The 17,402-nt window shown below is 70.5% G+C and carries 16 protein-coding genes; 10 read left to right on the plus strand and 6 right to left on the minus strand.

Features of this window, described 5'->3' with window-relative positions; translation table 11 throughout:
- Positions 1–52: 52 nt before the first annotated feature.
- The 4 genes from ACLQ27_RS01010 to ACLQ27_RS01025 form a co-directional block, all read right to left on the minus strand.
- The gene (locus ACLQ27_RS01010; protein ID WP_425865327.1) at positions 53–2,608 is read right to left on the minus strand and encodes an ABC transporter permease; all 2,556 of its coding nucleotides are present in this window, start codon (positions 2,606–2,608) and stop codon (positions 53–55) included.
- The gene (locus ACLQ27_RS01015; protein ID WP_234581947.1) at positions 2,608–3,375 is read right to left on the minus strand and encodes an ABC transporter ATP-binding protein; all 768 of its coding nucleotides are present in this window, start codon (positions 3,373–3,375) and stop codon (positions 2,608–2,610) included. Before ACLQ27_RS01015 ends, ACLQ27_RS01010 begins: the two co-directional genes overlap by 1 nt.
- 354 nt (positions 3,376–3,729) lie before the next feature.
- Positions 3,730–4,416: a response regulator transcription factor gene (locus ACLQ27_RS01020; RefSeq protein ID WP_357490259.1), complete on the minus strand. Its 687-nt coding sequence runs from the start codon at positions 4,414–4,416 to the stop codon at positions 3,730–3,732.
- A gap of 189 nt (positions 4,417–4,605) precedes the next feature.
- Complete coding sequence (locus tag ACLQ27_RS01025; protein WP_234581945.1) at positions 4,606–5,520, minus strand: RecB family exonuclease; 915 nt, start codon at positions 5,518–5,520, stop codon at positions 4,606–4,608.
- 140 nt (positions 5,521–5,660) lie between these two features.
- Between ACLQ27_RS01025 and ACLQ27_RS01030 the strand changes: the two genes are divergently transcribed.
- Genes ACLQ27_RS01030 through ACLQ27_RS01040 form a run of 3 tightly spaced genes read left to right on the plus strand, consistent with a single transcriptional unit; the run spans position 5,661 to position 8,351 of the window.
- Complete coding sequence (locus ACLQ27_RS01030) at positions 5,661–6,752, plus strand: site-2 protease family protein (protein WP_425865925.1); 1,092 nt, start codon at positions 5,661–5,663, stop codon at positions 6,750–6,752.
- Complete coding sequence (locus tag ACLQ27_RS01035; protein ID WP_425865328.1) at positions 6,749–7,750, plus strand: tRNA (adenine-N1)-methyltransferase; 1,002 nt, start codon at positions 6,749–6,751, stop codon at positions 7,748–7,750. The genes ACLQ27_RS01030 and ACLQ27_RS01035 overlap by 4 nt, the downstream gene beginning before the upstream one ends.
- A 28-nt stretch (positions 7,751–7,778) precedes the next feature.
- The gene (locus ACLQ27_RS01040) at positions 7,779–8,351 is read left to right on the plus strand and encodes a hypothetical protein (protein WP_234581943.1); all 573 of its coding nucleotides are present in this window, start codon (positions 7,779–7,781) and stop codon (positions 8,349–8,351) included.
- A gap of 63 nt (positions 8,352–8,414) precedes the next feature.
- Here the strand turns inward: ACLQ27_RS01040 and ACLQ27_RS01045 are convergent, their stop codons facing one another.
- Entirely contained in the window at positions 8,415–8,708 is a 294-nt protein-coding gene (locus ACLQ27_RS01045) for a ferredoxin (protein ID WP_039908212.1), read from the minus strand.
- Between the two features lie 178 nt (positions 8,709–8,886).
- On the opposite strand from ACLQ27_RS01045, the gene arc reads away from it, so the two are divergent.
- The 6 genes from arc (at position 8,887) to prcA (ending at position 15,145) form a co-directional block, all read left to right on the plus strand.
- Positions 8,887–10,671 carry a proteasome ATPase gene (arc, locus tag ACLQ27_RS01050; RefSeq protein ID WP_234581942.1) on the plus strand — a complete coding sequence of 595 codons (1,785 nt, stop codon included), beginning with the start codon at positions 8,887–8,889 and terminating at the stop codon, positions 10,669–10,671.
- 309 nt (positions 10,672–10,980) lie between these two features.
- Positions 10,981–12,498, plus strand: a complete 1,518-nt coding sequence (gene dop, locus ACLQ27_RS01055; RefSeq protein ID WP_357490263.1) for a depupylase/deamidase Dop — start codon at positions 10,981–10,983, stop codon at positions 12,496–12,498.
- 104 nt (positions 12,499–12,602) lie between these two features.
- Positions 12,603–12,818 carry a ubiquitin-like protein Pup gene (locus ACLQ27_RS01060; RefSeq protein ID WP_030332902.1) on the plus strand — a complete coding sequence of 72 codons (216 nt, stop codon included), beginning with the start codon at positions 12,603–12,605 and terminating at the stop codon, positions 12,816–12,818.
- A gap of 245 nt (positions 12,819–13,063) precedes the next feature.
- Entirely contained in the window at positions 13,064–13,495 is a 432-nt protein-coding gene (locus ACLQ27_RS01065) for an endonuclease VII domain-containing protein (RefSeq protein WP_357490264.1), read from the plus strand.
- The gene (prcB, locus tag ACLQ27_RS01070; protein ID WP_234581940.1) at positions 13,414–14,253 is read left to right on the plus strand and encodes a proteasome subunit beta; all 840 of its coding nucleotides are present in this window, start codon (positions 13,414–13,416) and stop codon (positions 14,251–14,253) included. The genes ACLQ27_RS01065 and prcB overlap by 82 nt, the downstream gene beginning before the upstream one ends.
- Before the next feature lie 61 nt (positions 14,254–14,314).
- Positions 14,315–15,145, plus strand: a complete 831-nt coding sequence (prcA, locus tag ACLQ27_RS01075) for a proteasome subunit alpha (protein WP_234581939.1) — start codon at positions 14,315–14,317, stop codon at positions 15,143–15,145.
- Positions 15,146–15,370: 225 nt separating this feature from the next.
- On the opposite strand, the gene rfbB is transcribed toward prcA, so the two are convergent.
- On the minus strand, positions 15,371–16,372 hold the full coding sequence (gene rfbB / locus ACLQ27_RS01080; RefSeq protein ID WP_425865329.1) for a dTDP-glucose 4,6-dehydratase: 1,002 nt from the start codon (positions 16,370–16,372) through the stop codon (positions 15,371–15,373).
- A 92-nt stretch (positions 16,373–16,464) separates the two neighbouring features.
- On the opposite strand from rfbB, the gene rfbA reads away from it, so the two are divergent.
- A complete protein-coding gene (gene rfbA / locus ACLQ27_RS01085) occupies positions 16,465–17,349 on the plus strand; it encodes a glucose-1-phosphate thymidylyltransferase RfbA (RefSeq protein WP_357490268.1) in 885 nt (294 codons plus the stop codon).
- Positions 17,350–17,402: the final 53 nt, after the last annotated feature.

Below are 17,402 nucleotides of genomic sequence, written 5' to 3' on the forward strand. Positions count from 1 at the left end.
CGAAAAAAGGGGGACCCCGCAAGTGCGGGATCCCCCTTTTTCCTGCCCGACGTCAGTCGTGGGCGATCGCGCCCAGGACGTTGATCCGGGCCGCCCGCACGGCGGGCAGCACCGCCGCCACCACCCCGATGATCGCGGCGAGACCGAGGAAGACGCCCATCTGCCCCCAGGGCAGGATCAGGTCGGTGATGCCCTCGTCCTTGAGCGCCTCGACCACCGCGGCGCCGAGGCCGCTGCCGACCGCCACGCCCAGCAGCGCGCCGAACACGGAGATCACCACCGCCTCGACCGTGATCATGCCCATGGTCTGTCCCCGGCGCAGGCCGATGGCCCGCAGCAGGCCCAGTTCCCGGGTCCGCTCCAGCACCGACAGCGCCAGGGTGTTGACGATGCCCAGGACGGCGATCACGATGGCCAGCGCCAGTAGGATCTGGATCATCGTGAGCAGCCCGTCGAGCGAGCTCGTCTGCTGCTTGATGAACGCGTCCCGGTCGGCCACCGACACCTCGGGGCTGTCCGCGAGCAGCGCCTCCACCTGCGGCTGCACGTCGGCCACCCGGGCGCCGGGCGCCAGCTGGATGAAGCCCTGGATGGGCTGCGGGATGGCGAAGTCCTTCGCCGCGGTCGCCGGCAACGTCACCGGGTTGGTCAGCTGTGACGACTCGTAGATGCCGCTGATCGTGTACGTCCGGGCCTCGCCCCGGGTCAGCTGCACATTCACTGTCGAGCCGACCGACCAGCCACGGGACTTGGCGGTGTCGGAGCTGGCGAGCATCTGGGTCGGTCCGAGCCGGTCGATGTCACCGGCGGTGGCCTTCGCGCCGAAGATCTGCCGCAGCGACGCGACGTCGCTGCTCGCCGCCACCCAGGTGCCCTCGCCGTTGATCCTGGCCATGTCGCCGTACTCGCCGTCGACCAACTGCACGCCGGGCAGGGCCTTGGCCCGGTCCAGGACACCCGGGTCGAAGCTCGGCGGACGCGGCCCGCCCTGCTGGCCGGAGATCACCAGCTCGGCCTTGATGGTGTCCTGGGCGAGGGCGCTGATGCTGCCCTTGGCCGAATCGAGGATCACCGTGACGCCGGTGACCAGCGCGATGCCGACCATCAGCGCGGCTGCGGTGATCGCGGTGCGGCGCGGGTTGCGCCCCGAGTTCAGCCGGCCCAACTGGCCCGGCACCGACCAGGAGAAGATCGCGCCGAGCAGGCTCACCACCGGCCGACTGATCAGCGGGGTCAGCAGCGCCACGCCGATGAAGGCGAACAGCACCCCACCCAGGATGGTGGACAGAGTCTGACCACCCGCGTTGCCGCTGAGCCCAAGGAAGAGCAGCAGCGCGCCGATGCCGGTGACCACCGACCCGGCCACCGTGATCTTGGTCAGCGGCCGGTCCGGGGTCGCCACGTCCTGCATGGCGGCGATCGGCGGGATCCGGGATGCCCGCAGGGCCGGCAGAAGCGCCGCCACCACGGTGATCACCAGACCGACGCCGAAGGAACCGATCACCGCTGCCGCCGGCACGCCGATCCCGGCCAGGGTCAACCCACCGGCCAACTTGCCGAACAGGTACGCCAGCAGCGCGCCCACACCGATGCCGGCCGCCAGGCCGAGCACCGACGCGATCAACCCGACCGCGATGGCCTCCAGCACCACCGAACCGATGATCTGCCGGCCGCTGGCGCCGATCGCGCGCATCAGCGCCAGCTCCCGGGTCCGCTGCGCCACGATGATCGAGAAGGTGTTGAGGATCAGGAACGTGCCCACCAGCAGCGCCACCGCGGCGAAGCCGAGCAGGATCTTGTTGAAGAAGGACAGGCCCTCCTTCAGCCCGGCAGAGGCGTCCGCGGCCACCTGCTTGCCCGTCTTGACCTCGAAGTCCGCGCCCAGGGTCCGGGCCACGTCGTCGCGCAGCCGCTCGTCCGAGACGCCGTCGGCGGCGCGCAGCGTGATGCTGCTGAACGTGTCCGGCTCGCCCAGCATCAGCCGCTGCGCCACCGGCGTGGTGAAGAAGACCTCGTTGACCCCGCCGATCGAGTCCCGGTCACCGCTGTAACCCATGATCCCGACCAGGGTGAAGTCCCGCTTCTTCGACTCGAACGCGGTGAGCACACCGACCTTCTGGCCGACCTGCACCTTCGCGGCCGTGGCCAGCGCCTTGTTGAGAACAATCTCGTCCTCGGCCTGCGGCGCGCGCCCCTCCCGCAACTGCATCAGGTCGGTCTCGCCGATCCAGTTCTCGCCCAACTGGGGCGGACCGAACGAGGTGATCACCTTGCCGTTGCTGCCGATCACCCGGGCACCGTCGGCGTTGACGATGCCGGTCGCCGAGGCCACGCCCGGCACCTGCTTGACCCGGTCCACCACGGCGGCCGGCAGCGGAGCGGCGGTCTGCTCGCCCTCCATCTCGTCGACCTGCACCTTCGGCTTCGCCGCGACGTTCACGTCGATCTCGGAGAAACCGTCGGCGAAGACCGAGTCGAAGGAGCGGCCCAGCGTGTCGGTCAGCACGAACGCGCCGGAGACGAACATGACCCCGAGCACCACCGCCAGCCCGGACAGGATCAGCCGGACCTTGCGGGCCAGCAGACTCTTGAGTGTCGCCCGGAACATCAGTTGCCCACCTCAGCCGGGGTGTCCAGCTTCTTCATGGTGTCCAGCACCGTGTCGGCGGTCGGCTCGATCAACTCCGAGACGATCTGCCCGTCGGCGAGGAAGACCACCCGATCGGCGTACGCCGCGGCGGTCGGGTCGTGGGTGACCATGACGATGGTCTGGCCGTGCTCACGCACGGAGTTGCGCAGGAAGCCGAGCACCTCCGCGCCGGAGCGCGAGTCCAGGTTGCCGGTCGGCTCGTCCGCGAAGATCACGTCGGGGCGGGAGACCAGCGCCCGCGCACACGCCACCCGCTGCTGCTGACCGCCGGAGAGCTGCGCCGGCCGGTGGTCCAACCGGTCCTGCAGGCCCACCGTCTTGATCACCGTGTCGTACCAGGCCGGGTCCGGCTTGCGACCGGCGATCGACAACGGCAGCAGGATGTTCTCCTTCGCGGTGAGCGTCGGCAGCAGGTTGAACTGCTGGAAGATGAAGCCCACCTTGTCCCGGCGCAGCTTCGTCAGCCCCGAGTCACCGAGGCCGGTGACCGTCGTCGCACCGATCGACACCGTCCCCCGGGTCACCGAGTCCAGACCGGCCAGGCAGTGCATCAGCGTCGACTTGCCGGAACCCGACGGGCCCATGATCGCGGTGAAGCGGCCACGTTCGAACTCCGCGCTGACCCCCCGCAGCGCGATGACCTGAGCCTCGCCGCTGCCGTACACCTTCCACACGTCGTTCGCCCGGGCCGCGGCCTGCGCCTGCTGGCCTACCGTCGCGGTCACGTCATCTACCTCTTCCGTCTGTCCGAATCTCACGCCGCCCCCCGATGGTCCGGCGTGACCGTTCAATCATCGGCGCTGCTCGCGCCCGCCCCGTCCGCCCCTGGGGGGACCCGGCGCGGATTTCTCGCTGCGGGTGCACCCCCATGCCGCATCAGGGTTGCCCCTGACCCGGCCGCCGATCGACAGGTTTCCCGACCGGCGAAACACCGCCGGACACGACACTTCCCCCGTACGCCACAGGAGGGTCAACCGCGCCGAGCCGTCTACGGTCACGGTAGGTGAGCACGGCAACAGAACCGTCCCCCCACGGAGGGATCTTCGAGTACGCCGGGTGGGGTAGCCGCCGCGTGTCCGCTACGCCCGGGGGCGGACCAGACCCGACTCGTACGCCAGCACGACCGCCTGCACCCGGTCGCGCAGCCGCAGCTTGGTCAGCACATGCCCGACGTGGGTCTTGACGGTGGTCTCGCTGACCGACAGCACCGCGGCGATCTCGGCGTTGGACAACCCCCGGGCCACCTGCACCAGCACCTCGCGCTCCCGGTCGGTGAGCGCGCTGAGCGTCGCCGACGGCGTCGCCGCCGGGTCCGGCAGCAGGTCGGCGAAGCGCTCCAGCAGCCGCCGCAGGATCCGCGGCGCGACCACCGCGTCCCCGCCGGCCACCGTGCGGATCGCCGCGATCAGCTCCTCGGCGGGTACGTCCTTGGCCAGGAACCCGCTGGCGCCCGCGCGCAGCGCCCCCACCACGTACTCGTCGAGGTCGAACGTGGTCAGCACCAGCACCCGCACCGGCAGGCGGGAGTCGACGATCGCCCGGGTCGCCGCCACCCCGTCCATGCGGGGCATCCGGATGTCCATCAGCACGACGTCGGGCAGGAGCCGCCGGGACAGCTCCACCGCCTCCACGCCGTCGCCGGCCTCCGCCACCACGTCCAGGTCACCCGCGGCGCCCAGCACCATCCGGAAGCCCGTGCGCAGCAGCGGCTGGTCGTCGGCGAGCAGGATCCGTACCGGTCGTGCCGGGGCCACCCGATCGCTCATGTCGTCTCCCGTCCCGCGTCGCCGGTCACCCTCGCGTCCACCGGCGGACGCGTCGCGGACCACGGTAGAGGTCGGCCGGGCGCCCTGTCCCGACCGAGCCCGCACCGCTGCGGTCGGGTCCGCGCCGCGCGTGTCACCGTCGCGGCGGCCGGACGGCCGGTCGGTCGGTCGGACCGCCGGGCCGGACGGTCACTCGTCGGCGCCGGGCACCACCGGGGCGGATCGGGCGTCACGCAGCGGATCGGCGTTCGCCGCCGCGACGGGGAACGGCGGCGGAGTGCCACCGAAGGTGGGGCAGATCGCCTGGTGACTGCACCAGTCGCACAGCCTGCTCGGACGGGGTCGGAAGTCCTGCCGGGCGGTGGCCTGCTCGATCGCCCGCCACAACGCCACCACCGTGCGCTCGAAGCGGACCAGCTCCTCGGCGTCGGGGGTGTAATCCAACACCTCGGCGTCGCGCAGGTAGAGCAGACGCAGCACCCGGGGCACCACCCCCCGGGTGCGCCACAGCACCAGCGCGTAGAACTTCAGCTGGAACAGCGCCCGCGCCTCGAACGCCTCCCGGGGTGCGCCGCCGGTCTTGTAGTCGACCACCCGCAGCGCGCCGTCCGGGGCGACGTCGAGCCGGTCGAGATAGCCCCGGATGAGCAGCTCCTCGTCGACGACCGCCGAGATCAGGCTCTCGCGTTCGGCCGGCTCCAGCCGGGTCGGATCCTCCACGGCGAAGTAGCCCTCCAGCAGCCCCGCCGCGGAGCGCAGGAACTCCACCGGGCCGGCCGGCTCGGCGCCGTCGAAGATCCCGGCCAGCTCCGGCTGCTCGGTGACCAGCCGGTCCCACTGGGGGGCCACCAGGTCGCCGGCCGCGGCCGGCGTGCGGGCCTGCGCGGGCAGGTCGAACAGCCGCTCCAGCACCGCGTGCACCAGCGTGCCCCGGGCCTGCTCGACGGTCGTGCGCTCGGGCAGCCGGTCGATACTGCGGAACCGGTAGAGCAGCGGGCAGGTCTTGAAATCCGCCGCCCGCGACGGGGACAGCGAGGCCCGCACCGTCGGCGGTGTCTGTGCCGGGGTGAAGGACTGGGGGGTGGTGACCGGTTCCGCCGTCATGTCCGCAAAGGTTAGGGCACCGGTGTGACACCGCCCGCCGCCCGCCCCACGCCGGGCCGGTCCGTAGCATCGGTGCGATGGAGCAGAGAACCCGGCCACCACGTCGGTCCGACCGGCGATCCGGTCTGAGCGTGGGCCGTGTGCTCGGGGTGCCGTTGCACCTCAACGCCTCGATGCTCCTGCTCGCCGTGCTGGTCGCCGTGCTCTACGCCGAGTTCGCCCGCCGGCAACTGGACCTGCCGCAGGTCAGCGGCTATCTGATCGGCTTCGGGTTCGTGGTGTCACTGCTCGGCTCGGTGCTGCTGCACGAGCTGGGTCACGCGCTCACCGCCCGCCGCTACGGCATCGGTGTGCGCGGGATCACCCTGGAACTGCTCGGCGGGTACACCGAGATGGAACGGGACGCCCCGACGCCGAAGGTCGACCTGCTGGTGTCGCTTGCCGGCCCGGCGGTCTCCGCGGTGCTCGGCGTCCTCGCGGTCGCCGCCACCCTGGCCCTTCCCCAGGGCACAGTGGCCCACCAGCTCGCCTTCCAGCTCGCCCTGAGCAACGTCATCGTGGCGCTGTTCAACATCCTCCCCGGGCTGCCGCTGGACGGCGGGCGTGCCCTGCGCGCCGCCGTGTGGGGCCTGACCCGCGACCGGCACCGCGGCACCGAGGTCGCCGGCTGGGCGGGCCGCGTCGTCGCCGTCGGCACCGCCGCCCTGGTCGGCCTGCTGACCGTGACCGACTACCTCGTACCGGTGGCGCTGCCACTGATGCTGCTGGTGGCCGTCACGCTCTGGCGCGGCGCCGGCCAGTCGATCCGGGCCGCGCGGGTCAGCAGGCGGTTCCCGCTCATCGACCTGTCCCGACTGGCGCGGCCGATCTGGCCGGTACCCACCGGCACACCGCTGTCCGAGGCCCAGCGCCGCCGCGCCGAGGGCGGGCAGCCCACCGCCGCGCTGCTGGTCACCGACTCCACCGGCCGCCCCGTGGCGCTGGTCGACCCGGCCGCCGCCGCGGCCGTCCCCGCCGAGCGCCGCCCCTGGCTGGCGGTGGACGCCGTCGCCCGCGCGCTGGCCGCGCTACCCACCCTTGCGGTCGGGCTGGACGGCGAACGGGTGATGGAGGCCGTGCAGACCCACCCGGGCGCGCAGTACGTGGTGACGTCAGGCGAAGATGTCGTCGGCATTCTGCACATCGGGGACCTGGCACAGCTCCTCGAACCCAACCGGAAGATGACATCGTGACCGCAACTCCCTCCACCGTCGCCGCCGACCCCGCCAACCCGGCGCTGACACCCGTGCACCGTGGCCCGTTCCGGCCCGGCGACCGGGTGCAGCTGACCGACCCCAAGGGGCGGATGCACACCGTGACGCTGGAGCCCGGCAAGGAGTTCCACACCCACCGCGGCATCCTGGCCCACGACGCGCTGATCGGGCTGCCCGACGGCAGCGTGGTGACCACCTCCGGCGGCGGCACCGCCTTTTTGGCGCTGCGCCCGCTGCTCTCGGACTACGTGCTGTCCATGCCGCGCGGCGCCCAGGTGATCTACCCGAAGGACTCGGCGCAGATCGTCGCGATGGGCGACATCTTCCCCGGCGCGAAGGTCCTCGAGGCCGGGGCCGGCTCCGGCGCGCTCAGCTGCTCGCTGCTGCGCGCGGTAGGCACCGAGGGGGAGCTGCACTCGTTCGAGCTGCGCGACGACTTCGCCCAGATCGCCAAGCGCAACGTCGAGGCGTTCTTCAACGGGCCGCACCCCTCCTGGAACCTGCACGTCGGCGACGTCGCACAGTGCCAGGAGACCGGCTTCGACCGGATCATCCTGGACATGCTCACCCCCTGGGAGACCCTCGACATGGTCGAGCGGGCGCTGGTGCCCGGCGGCGTGTTCATCGGCTACGTGGCCACCACGCCCCAGCTCTCCGAACTCGTCGAGGCACTGCGCGAGCGCGGCGGCTGGACCGAGCCCCGCGCCTGGGAGTCGCTCGTGCGCGACTGGCATGCCGAAGGCCTCGCCGTCCGCCCCGACCACCGGATGATCGCGCACACCGCGTTCCTGGTCTCCGCGCGCAAGCTCGCCCCGGGCGTCACCGCGCCGCCGCGCCGCCGCAAGCCCAGCAAGGGCACCGAGGCGTACGCGCAGCGCCGGCAGGACCTGCGCGAGGCCGAGGCGGCCCGGCAGGCGGCCGCCGCCAGGGCCGCCGGCGCGCAGCCCGACGCGACGGGGGAGATGGACAGGCCGTGACCATCGGCGTGCGGGGGGAGGCGGCGGCATGAGCCGACCGGGTTACGGCGGCGGCGACCTGCCCGCCGTGTTTCCGGACTGGTCGCCCTATCAGGACCTGGAGTCGGCGGCGCGGGCCTATCTGCGCGACCCGGACGTCGCCCTGGAAGCGCTCGGCGGAGTGCTGCGCGGCGCCTCGGTGCTCGGCTTCACCCTGGAACGCTTCGTCAACGAGGTCAACGGCGTGTGGCAGGAAGTCGTCGTCTGCGACGGCAGCCGGCTGATCCTCTGGCACGGCGAGGACGTGCCGCCGGGGGAGGGGCCGCCGGGATCGATGACGTCGTCCCTGCGGGTCGTACCGGTCTCCACGGTCACCGAGGTGGGCTGCCGGCGGCGACTCAACCGCTCCGACAGCGGCGAGATCCGAGTCGACAGCATCGACGTCTACCTGCTACTCACCTCGTTGGACGAGGCGCCGCCGAGCGAGGACATGGCGGGTACGCCCCGGCACGACGCGCTGCGCTTCGGCAAGACACTCGACGACGGTGGCGCCGGGCAGATCGCCCGCTTGGAGGAGTTCGCCCGGCTGGTGGCGTCGGTGGTCGGCCGCCCGATGCTCTGAGCCGGCCCCTGTTCGGGTCGAGCCGGCGTCGCGCGGTCCGCGCGACGCCGGCGCCCGTTCGGCTCAGTCGTCCTCGGCGTCCGGGCCGGCGACCTCGACGCCGTCGCCACGCACCACGTGGATGCAGTCGCCCGGACACTCCTTCGCGGAGTCGATCACTTCGAGGCGCAGGTGCGCGGGCACGTCCACCCGGCTGCCCGGCGCCATCCGCAGCTCACCGTCGACGCCCTTGACGTACGCCAGGCCGTCGATGTCGAACTCGAACACCTCCGGCGCGTACTGCACGCAGAGCCCGTCACCCGTGCAGAGATCCTGGTCCACCCAGACCTGCAACTGGTCGGTCGCGACCTCGGCCACCGGTGCACCCCCCATGTTCTCCCGTACCAGCCTCCGACGGTACCCGAACGCCCGTACCGGCCCGGCAGGCCACCCTTGGCGATCAAGGTTCGGTGACGAGGGTGTTGCGTGGGACCGAATCGGGCTCATAGCGGCTAGTGTTAGCTCAGAACGTTCAAGCCCCCCGGGGAGGTGGGACGTGGCAGCACGCAGCGACGACGCGGACTCGCGCGCCGCACGGTGGGAGAAGGAAGCCCACGATCTCTCCACGCAGGTCGCGTTCCTTCAGGAGGAACTCGCCCTGGTGCGGCGGAAGTTGACCGAAAGCCCCCGACACGTCCGGCAGCTCGAAGAGCGGCTGGCGGCCACCCAGGCACAGTTGGCGCGGCTGACCGAGAACAACGACCGGCTGGTGAGCACCCTCAAGGAAGCTCGCACGCAGATCGTCACGCTCAAGGAGGAGATCGACCGGCTCGCGCAGCCGCCGAGTGGCTACGGAGTCTTCCTGGCCAAACACGACGACGGGACGGTGGACGTCTTCACCGGCGGCCGCAAGCTGCGGGTGGCCGTCTCGCCCTCACTGGACGTGGACGAGTTGCGCCGCGGTCAGGAGGTCCTGCTCAACGACGCGCTCAACATCGTCGACGCGTTCGGGTACGAGCGGGTCGGTGAGGTCGTGATGCTCAAGGAGATCCTGGAGGGACCGAACGGCGGGCCGGGCGACCGGGCGCTGGTGGTCTCCCACTCCGACGAGGAGCGCATCGTGCACCTCGCCGAGACGCTCATCGGCTCGGCGATCCGGGCCGGCGACTCGCTCATGATCGAGCCCCGCTCGGCGTACGCGTACGAGCGGATCCCGAAGAGCGAGGTCGAGGAGCTGGTCCTGGAGGAGGTGCCCGACGTCGACTACGGCGACATCGGTGGCCTCCAGTCGCAGATCGAGCAGATCCGCGACGCGGTGGAGTTGCCGTTCCTGCACGCGGACCTGTTCCGCGAGCACCAGCTCCGCCCGCCCAAGGGCATCCTGCTCTACGGGCCGCCCGGCTGCGGCAAGACGCTCATCGCCAAGGCGGTGGCCAACTCGCTGGCCAAGAAGATCGCCGAGCGCCAGGGCAAGGAGAAGCACACCAGCTTCTTCCTCAACATCAAGGGCCCGGAGCTGCTCAACAAGTACGTCGGCGAGACCGAGCGGCACATCCGGCTGATCTTCCAGCGGGCTCGGGAGAAGGCCGGCGAGGGCACCCCGGTGATCGTGTTCTTCGACGAGATGGACTCGATCTTCCGGACCCGCGGCTCCGGCGTCTCCTCCGACGTGGAGAACACGATCGTTCCACAGCTGCTCAGTGAGATCGACGGCGTGGAGGGTCTGGAGAACGTCATCGTCATCGGCGCCTCCAACCGGGAAGACATGATCGACCCGGCGATCCTGCGCCCCGGTCGGCTCGACGTGAAAATCAAGATCGAGCGACCGGACGCCGAGGCGGCGAAGGACATCTTCTCCAAGTACATCCTCTCCGGGCTCCCGCTGCACCCGGACGACCTCGCCGAACACGGGGCCGACCCCCAGGCCACCGTCGCCGCGATGATCGACGCCGTGGTGCTGCGGATGTACTCCGAAACCGAGGAGAACCGCTTCCTCGAGGTCACCTACGCCAACGGTGACAAGGAAGTCCTCTACTTCAAGGACTTCAACTCCGGCGCGATGATCCAGAACATCGTCGACCGGAGCAAGAAGATGGCCATCAAGGAATTCCTCACCTCTGGTCGCAAGGGCATGCGCCTGCAGCACCTGCTCGACGCCTGCGTCGACGAGTTCCGCGAGAACGAGGACCTGCCCAACACCACCAACCCCGACGACTGGGCCCGCATCTCCGGCAAGAAGGGCGAGCGGATCGTCTACATCCGCACGCTCGTCTCCGGTGGCAAGGGCGCCGAGGCCGGCCGGTCCATCGAGACCGCCAGCAACACCGGCCAGTACCTCTGAACAAACGGTGACGGTAGGGGCCCGGGACGCGACGCGTCCCGGGCCCCTACCCGTCGCGCCGGCCGGCCCCACGCGCCGCGGCCGAGCCGGGGACCCCGCCGCCCGCCCGGACCGCTGGCCAACCGTCGTGACCCTCTGCGGGCCAACGCCCGTGGGTCACCACCGTGCCGATGATCATCAAGTGCTGAGCGCGCCGCCACGGGCCGACACCCGGTGACCCGCCCGCACCGGCGTGCCCCCGTCCCCGAACAGTCGGACTACGCTCGACATGACGGGGGACCGGGTCGGGCGAGCGAAGCGGGTAGGTCGATGAGCGTAAGACGGATCATGGGCACCGAGGTCGAGTACGGCATCTCCGTGCCCGGCCAGGCCGGAGCCAACCCGATGGTCACCTCGTCCCAGGTGGTCAACGCCTACGGGGCCCGGCCCGAGCTCAACCGGGGCGGACGTGCCCGCTGGGACTACGAGGAGGAGTCGCCGCTGCGCGACGCCCGCGGCTTCACCTACTCCGGGGCCGCCTACGACCCCGCCGAGGCGCTCGCCGACGAGGACCTCGGCCTGGCCAACGTGATACTCACCAACGGCGCACGCCTCTACGTGGACCACGCCCACCCCGAATACTCCACCCCCGAGGTCACCACGCCCCGCGACATCGTGCGCTGGGACAAGGCCGGCGAGCGGGTCATGGCCGAGGCGTCCCGCCGGGCCGCCACCATCCCCGGCAGCCAGCCGATCCACCTCTACAAGAACAACACCGACAACAAGGGCGCCAGCTACGGCGCTCACGAGAACTACCTGATGCGCCGGCAGACCCCGTTCGCCGACATCGTGGCGTACCTGACGCCGTTCTTCGTGACCCGACAGATCGTCTGCGGCGCCGGCCGCGTCGGCATCGGGCAGGACGGCGGGCAGAGCGGCTTCCAGATCTCCCAGCGCGCCGACTTCTTCGAGGTCGAGGTCGGCCTGGAGACCACCCTCAAGCGGCCGATCATCAACACCCGCGACGAGCCGCACGCCGACGCCGACAAGTACCGCCGGCTGCACGTCATCATCGGCGACGCCAACCTCTCCGAGATCTCCACCTACCTCAAGGTCGGCACCACCGCGCTGATCCTCACCATGATCGAGGAGAAGGCGCTCGGCGCCGACCTCGGCATCGCCGACCCGGTCAGCGAACTGCGCGCGGTCAGCCACGACCCCTCGCTCACGCACCTCATGAGGCTGCGCGACGGCCGCCGGCTGACCGCCCTGGACGTGCAGTGGGCGTACCTGGAGCGGGTGCGGTCCTTTGTCGACGACCGCTACGGCACCGACGTCGACGAGCAGACCGCCGACGTGCTGGACCGCTGGGAGGACGTGCTGGACCGGCTCGGCCGCGACCCGATGCTCTGCGCCGACGAGCTGGACTGGGTGGCCAAGCTGCGGCTGCTGGAGGGCTACCGCGAGCGGGAGAAGCTCGGCTGGGGCTCGCACAAGCTCCAACTCGTCGACCTGCAGTACTCCGACGTACGTCCGGACAAGGGCCTCTACAACCGGCTGGTCTCCCGAGGGGCGATGAAGACGCTGCTCACCGACGAGGAGACCCGCAGCGCCATGACCGAGCCCCCGGAGGACACCCGGGCCTACTTCCGTGGCCGCTGCCTCGCCCAGTACGCCTCCGAGGTGGTCGCCGCGAGCTGGGACTCGGTGATCTTCGACGTGGGTCGCGAGTCGCTGGTCCGGGTGCCGATGATGGAGCCGGAGCGGGGCACCCGCGCCCACGTCGGCGCCCTGTTCGACCGCTGCGCCAGCGCCAAGGACCTGTTGGAGACGTTGACCGGCGGCTGAACGCGCCGCCGAATGCCCGCTGTGCGTCGCAAGCCGGCGCGCGGCGGGCTTTTCGTCGTCCGAGCGAGGTAAGTTCATCGCAGACGATCGTGGAGGAGGCAGCAATGGCCACTCATGACAGCGGCGGCCAGTCGCAGTCCGGCAAGTCCCGCCAGGGCGAGGAGATCGAGGACGTCACCACGGAGGCCAACCCCGAGGTGGCCGAGCGGCACGCCGAGATCACCGAGGACGTCGACGACCTGCTCGACGAGATCGACTCCGTCCTGGAAGAAAATGCCGAAGAATTCGTGAGAGGATATGTACAGAAAGGGGGTCAATGAGGCATATGTCCGATTCGACAGGCCGGTCGGACAAGGTATGCCCAGATTGCAAGCGGTCGCTGCCCCGCACCGAGTTCCACAGCGACCGCCGACGAACGGACGGGCTCGCCTTCTACTGCAAGTCGTGCGCAAACGTCCGGTCGGAGGCTAGTCGCCGCAAGCGTGGGGTCTCGCCTCAGCGCAGGTCGCGGACCCCGGTCGGTGAGGGTCTGAAGTGGTGCCCGGACTGCGATCAGATCAAGCCGGTGGAGGACTTCCCGACCAGCAGCACCAAGGCCAATGGCCGGCACAGTTACTGCAAGCCCTGCCACAACGCGCGGGGCAAGGAGACTGCGCAGCGGCTCTACGGCGGGACCCGCGAGTACCACCTCCGTCGCCGCTACGGAGTCGGAGAAAAGGAGTTTCAGGAGCTCCTGGCCGAGCAGGGCGGGGTCTGCGCGATCTGCGGCGGCGCGGACCCGCAACATCTGGACCACGATCATCGCACCGGGTGGGTGCGCGGGATACTCTGCTTCAACTGCAACGGTGGTCTTGGCCAGTTCCGTGACAGTCCTACGAGGCTGGCCAGGGCGATCACGTACCTGAGAGGAACCACGTGGCAGCGGGCTTTGATCCATCCGGGCGTCTACCAGATGTGTTCACCAACGCGGGGACGTCCTCCTTCACCACGTTTCTGAGCCGGGTGGCGCCCGAGATGCTGCCCGGTCGTCGGCCGCTGCCGCCGGGCATGGCCGCCGACCTGGCGCCGCACGCGACCACCATCGTGGCGATCTCGGCCGCCGGCGGTGTGGTGATGGCCGGCGACCGACGGGCCACCATGGGCAACCTGATCGCCCAGCGCGACATCGAGAAGGTGCACCCCGCCGACGCGTACTCGCTGGTCGGCATCGCGGGCACCGCGGGCATCGGCATCGAGCTGATGCGACTGTTCCAGGTGGAGCTGGAGCACTACGAGAAGATCGAGGGCGCGATGCTCTCGCTCGACGGCAAGGCCAACCGGCTGGCGTCGATGATCCGGGGCAACCTGGGCGCGGCCATGCAGGGCCTGGCGGTGGTGCCGCTGTTCGCCGGCTTCGACCTGGCCGCCGCCGACCCGGCTCGGGCGGGGCGGATCTTCAGCTTCGACGTGACCGGTGGCCCGTACGAGGAGACCGGGTACGACGCGATCGGCTCGGGCTCGCTGTTTGCGAAGTCGGCGTTGAAGAAGCGCTTCCGGGCGGGCCTGTCCGTGGACGACGCGACCCGGCTCGCGGTCGAGGCGCTCTACGACGCGGCCGACGACGACACCGCGACCGGCGGACCGGACCTGACCCGCCGGATCTATCCGGTGGTGATGACCGCTACCGCCGAGGGCACCCGCCGGTTGACCGACACCGAGACGGCGGCGATCGCCGAGGGTGTGGTCGCCGGCCGGATGGAGAACCCGGGCGGATGAGCCCCGTCCACCCCCACCAGTCCGCAGTCGTCAGCACAGCGCCGTAAGGAGAACCGCCGCCGTGGCCATGCAGTTCTACGCCTCGCCCGAACAGATCATGCGCGACCGCTCCGAGCTGGCCCGCAAGGGCATCGCTCGGGGTCGCAGCGCGGTGGTCCTGAGCTACTCCGGCGGGGTGCTCTTCGTCGCGGAGAACCTCTCCAGCGCCCTGCACAAGGTCAGCGAGATCTACGACCGGATCGGCTTCGCCGCCGTCGGTCGGTACAACGAGTTCGAGAATCTGCGTCGGGCGGGCGTGCGGATGGCCGACCTGAACGGTCTGAGCTACGACCGGCGCGACGTCACCGGGCGGGCGCTCGCCAACGCGTTCGCGCAGACGCTCGGCGCGATCTTCACCGAGCAGTCGAAGCCGTTCGAGGTGGAGATCTGTGTCGCGGAGGTCGGGGCGACTCCGGACGACGACGAGCTGTACCGGCTCACCTATGACGGGTCGGTCAACGACGAGCCCGGCCGGATGGCCATGGGTGGTCAGGCCGAGGCGATCACCGGTGTGCTGAAGTCCCAGCACCGGGCGGACATGTCCCTCGGCGAGGCGGCCCGGGTGGCGGTGCAGGCGTTGAGCAGCGTCGGTGGTGAGGGCGGCGCGGCCCGCACGATCGCCGCCAACCAGCTCGAGGTGGCGGTGCTGGACCGTCAGCGGGTGGGTCGTACGTTCCGCCGGATCACGGGCGCGGCGCTGACGGCGCTGCTGGACGGTGATGTCGCGGCAGCCGAGCAGCCGGCCGAGGCGGGTGGGCCGGACACGCCGGCGCAGCCGACCACGGAGGCGCACAAGCCGACGACGTCGGCGGGCTCCGCCGATCTGGAGGACAAGCCGGCGGACGGCAAGTAGCGCGCGTCGTGTCGGCGGGCGGCCCGGAGGAACGGGGTGCCCGCCGACGGCGTTGAACGCCCTGTCCTGCTTCGGCTCCGATCTGTACGTGCGGTCGCAGGGACCGACGACGGGGCCGTTGAAGCCGTTTCGGTCGCCGGTAATGGCGGAGGCGAACGGTGGTGTGCCGGCCCGGAAGCAGTGGCCGACTCGCGGCGGCCCGATCGTCGGCGTCGGACGACCGGGTCATGCGGCAGGTGCGGCCTTCAACGGCTCCCACCAGGCCCGGTTTTCGCGGTACCACTGCACGGTTTGCGCCAGGCCGTCGGCGAGGTCGATGCTCGGGGCGTACCCCAACTCTTGTTTGATCTTGGTGATGTCCAGCGAGTAGCGGCGGTCGTGGCCCTTGCGGTCGGCGACCGGGACGACCCGGTCCCAGTCGGCGCCGCAGGCATCCAGCAGCAGGCCGGTCAGCTCCGTGTTGGTCAGTTCCGTGCCGCCGCCGATGTGGTAGACCTCGCCGCCACGGCCCTTCTGCGCGACCAGCGCGATGCCCCGGCAGTGGTCGTGCACGTGCAGCCAGTCGCGGATGTTGCCGCCGTCGCCGTAGAGGGGAACGGTGCCGCCGTCGAGCAGGTTGGTGACGAACAGCGGGATGACCTTCTCGGGGAACTGGTACGGCCCGTAGTTGTTGGAGCAGCGGGTGACCACCACGTCCATGCCGTGGGTGCGGTGGTAGGCCAGGGCGAGCAGGTCGGAGCCGGCCTTCGAGGCCGAGTACGGCGAGGTCGGTGCGAGCGGCCAGGTCTCGGTCCAGGAGCCCTCGTCGATCGACCCGTACACCTCGTCGGTGGAGATGTGCACGAAGCGGCCGGTGCCGTGGCGCAGCGCGGCGTCCAACAGGGTCTGCGTGCCGAGCACGTTGGTGGTGACGAACGGCGCGGGGCCGACGATCGAGCGGTCGACGTGCGATTCCGCCGCGAAGTGCACGATCACGTCGTGCCCGGGGACCACCTCGTCGACGACGGTGGGGTCGCAGATGTCGCCGTGGACGAAGCGCAGCCGCGGGTCGTCGCGCACCGGGTCGAGGTTCGCCAGGTTGCCCGAGTAGGTGAGCTTGTCGAGCACGGTCACGCCGGCGGGGTCGACCGCGGGCACACCCGAGGCGGTGCCGCCAGGCACACCCAGCAGCATGCGGACGAATTCTGAACCGATGAATCCGGCGCCGCCGGTGACGAGGAACCTCACGTGTCCAGGAGTGTACGCGAAGTGGTGGGCCCGGCTGTCCGGCAAAAACCGACAGGCCGACGGGCTGGTTGGTTGCGGCTAAGCTCCCCTGGGTGCGCGGAATCGTACTCGCTGGCGGCACCGGCTCTCGGCTCTGGCCGATCACGCGGGCGGTGTCCAAGCAGCTGATGCCGATCTTCGATAAGCCGATGATCTACTACCCGCTCTCCACGCTGGTGATGTCCGGTGTGCGGGAGATCCTGATGATCACCACGCCGGAGGACCAGGACCAGTTCCGCCGGTTGCTCGGCGACGGCAGCCAGTTCGGACTGCGGCTGGAGTACGCCACGCAGGCCCGCCCGGAGGGCATCGCCCAGGCGTTCATCCTCGGCGCGGACTTCATCGGCGACGATTCGGTGGGGCTGATCCTCGGCGACAACATCTTCCACGGCGTCGGTCTGGGTCGGCAGTTGGCCACCCACAGCGACCTCGTCGGCGGCCGGGTGTTCGCGTACCCGGTGTCCAACCCGCAGGATTACGGCGTGGTGGACTTCGACGCCGAGGGTCGGGTGCTCTCGATCGAGGAGAAGCCGGCTCGGCCGAAGTCGCGCTACGCGGTGCCCGGCCTGTACTTCTACGACAACCGCGTGGTGGACATCGCCCGCAAGATCACGCCCAGCCCCCGGGGCGAGTTGGAGATCACGGCGGTCAACGAGGTGTACCGGGAGACCGGTGAGCTGTCCGTCACCCTGCTGGACCGGGGCACGGCCTGGCTGGACACCGGCACGTTCGCCTCGATGATGCAGGCCGGCGAGTTCGTCCGGGTGATCGAGGAGCGGCAGGGCCTGAAGATCGGTTGCGTCGAGGAGGTGGCCTGGCGGGCGGGCCTCATCGACGACGACCAGCTGGCCGCGCTCGCCGAGCCTCTGACCAAGAGCGGCTTCGGCGACTACCTGTTCGGTCTGCTGGCCGAGAAGAACGCGCCGTTGACCCGATGAGGATCCGGGAGCGAGCCTCGGGCCGGACGGAATGTCGCACTCAACCGTTATGT

It is taken from the genome of Micromonospora sp. DT63 (genome assembly GCF_049841615.1).
Taxonomy (GTDB): domain Bacteria; phylum Actinomycetota; class Actinomycetes; order Mycobacteriales; family Micromonosporaceae; genus Micromonospora.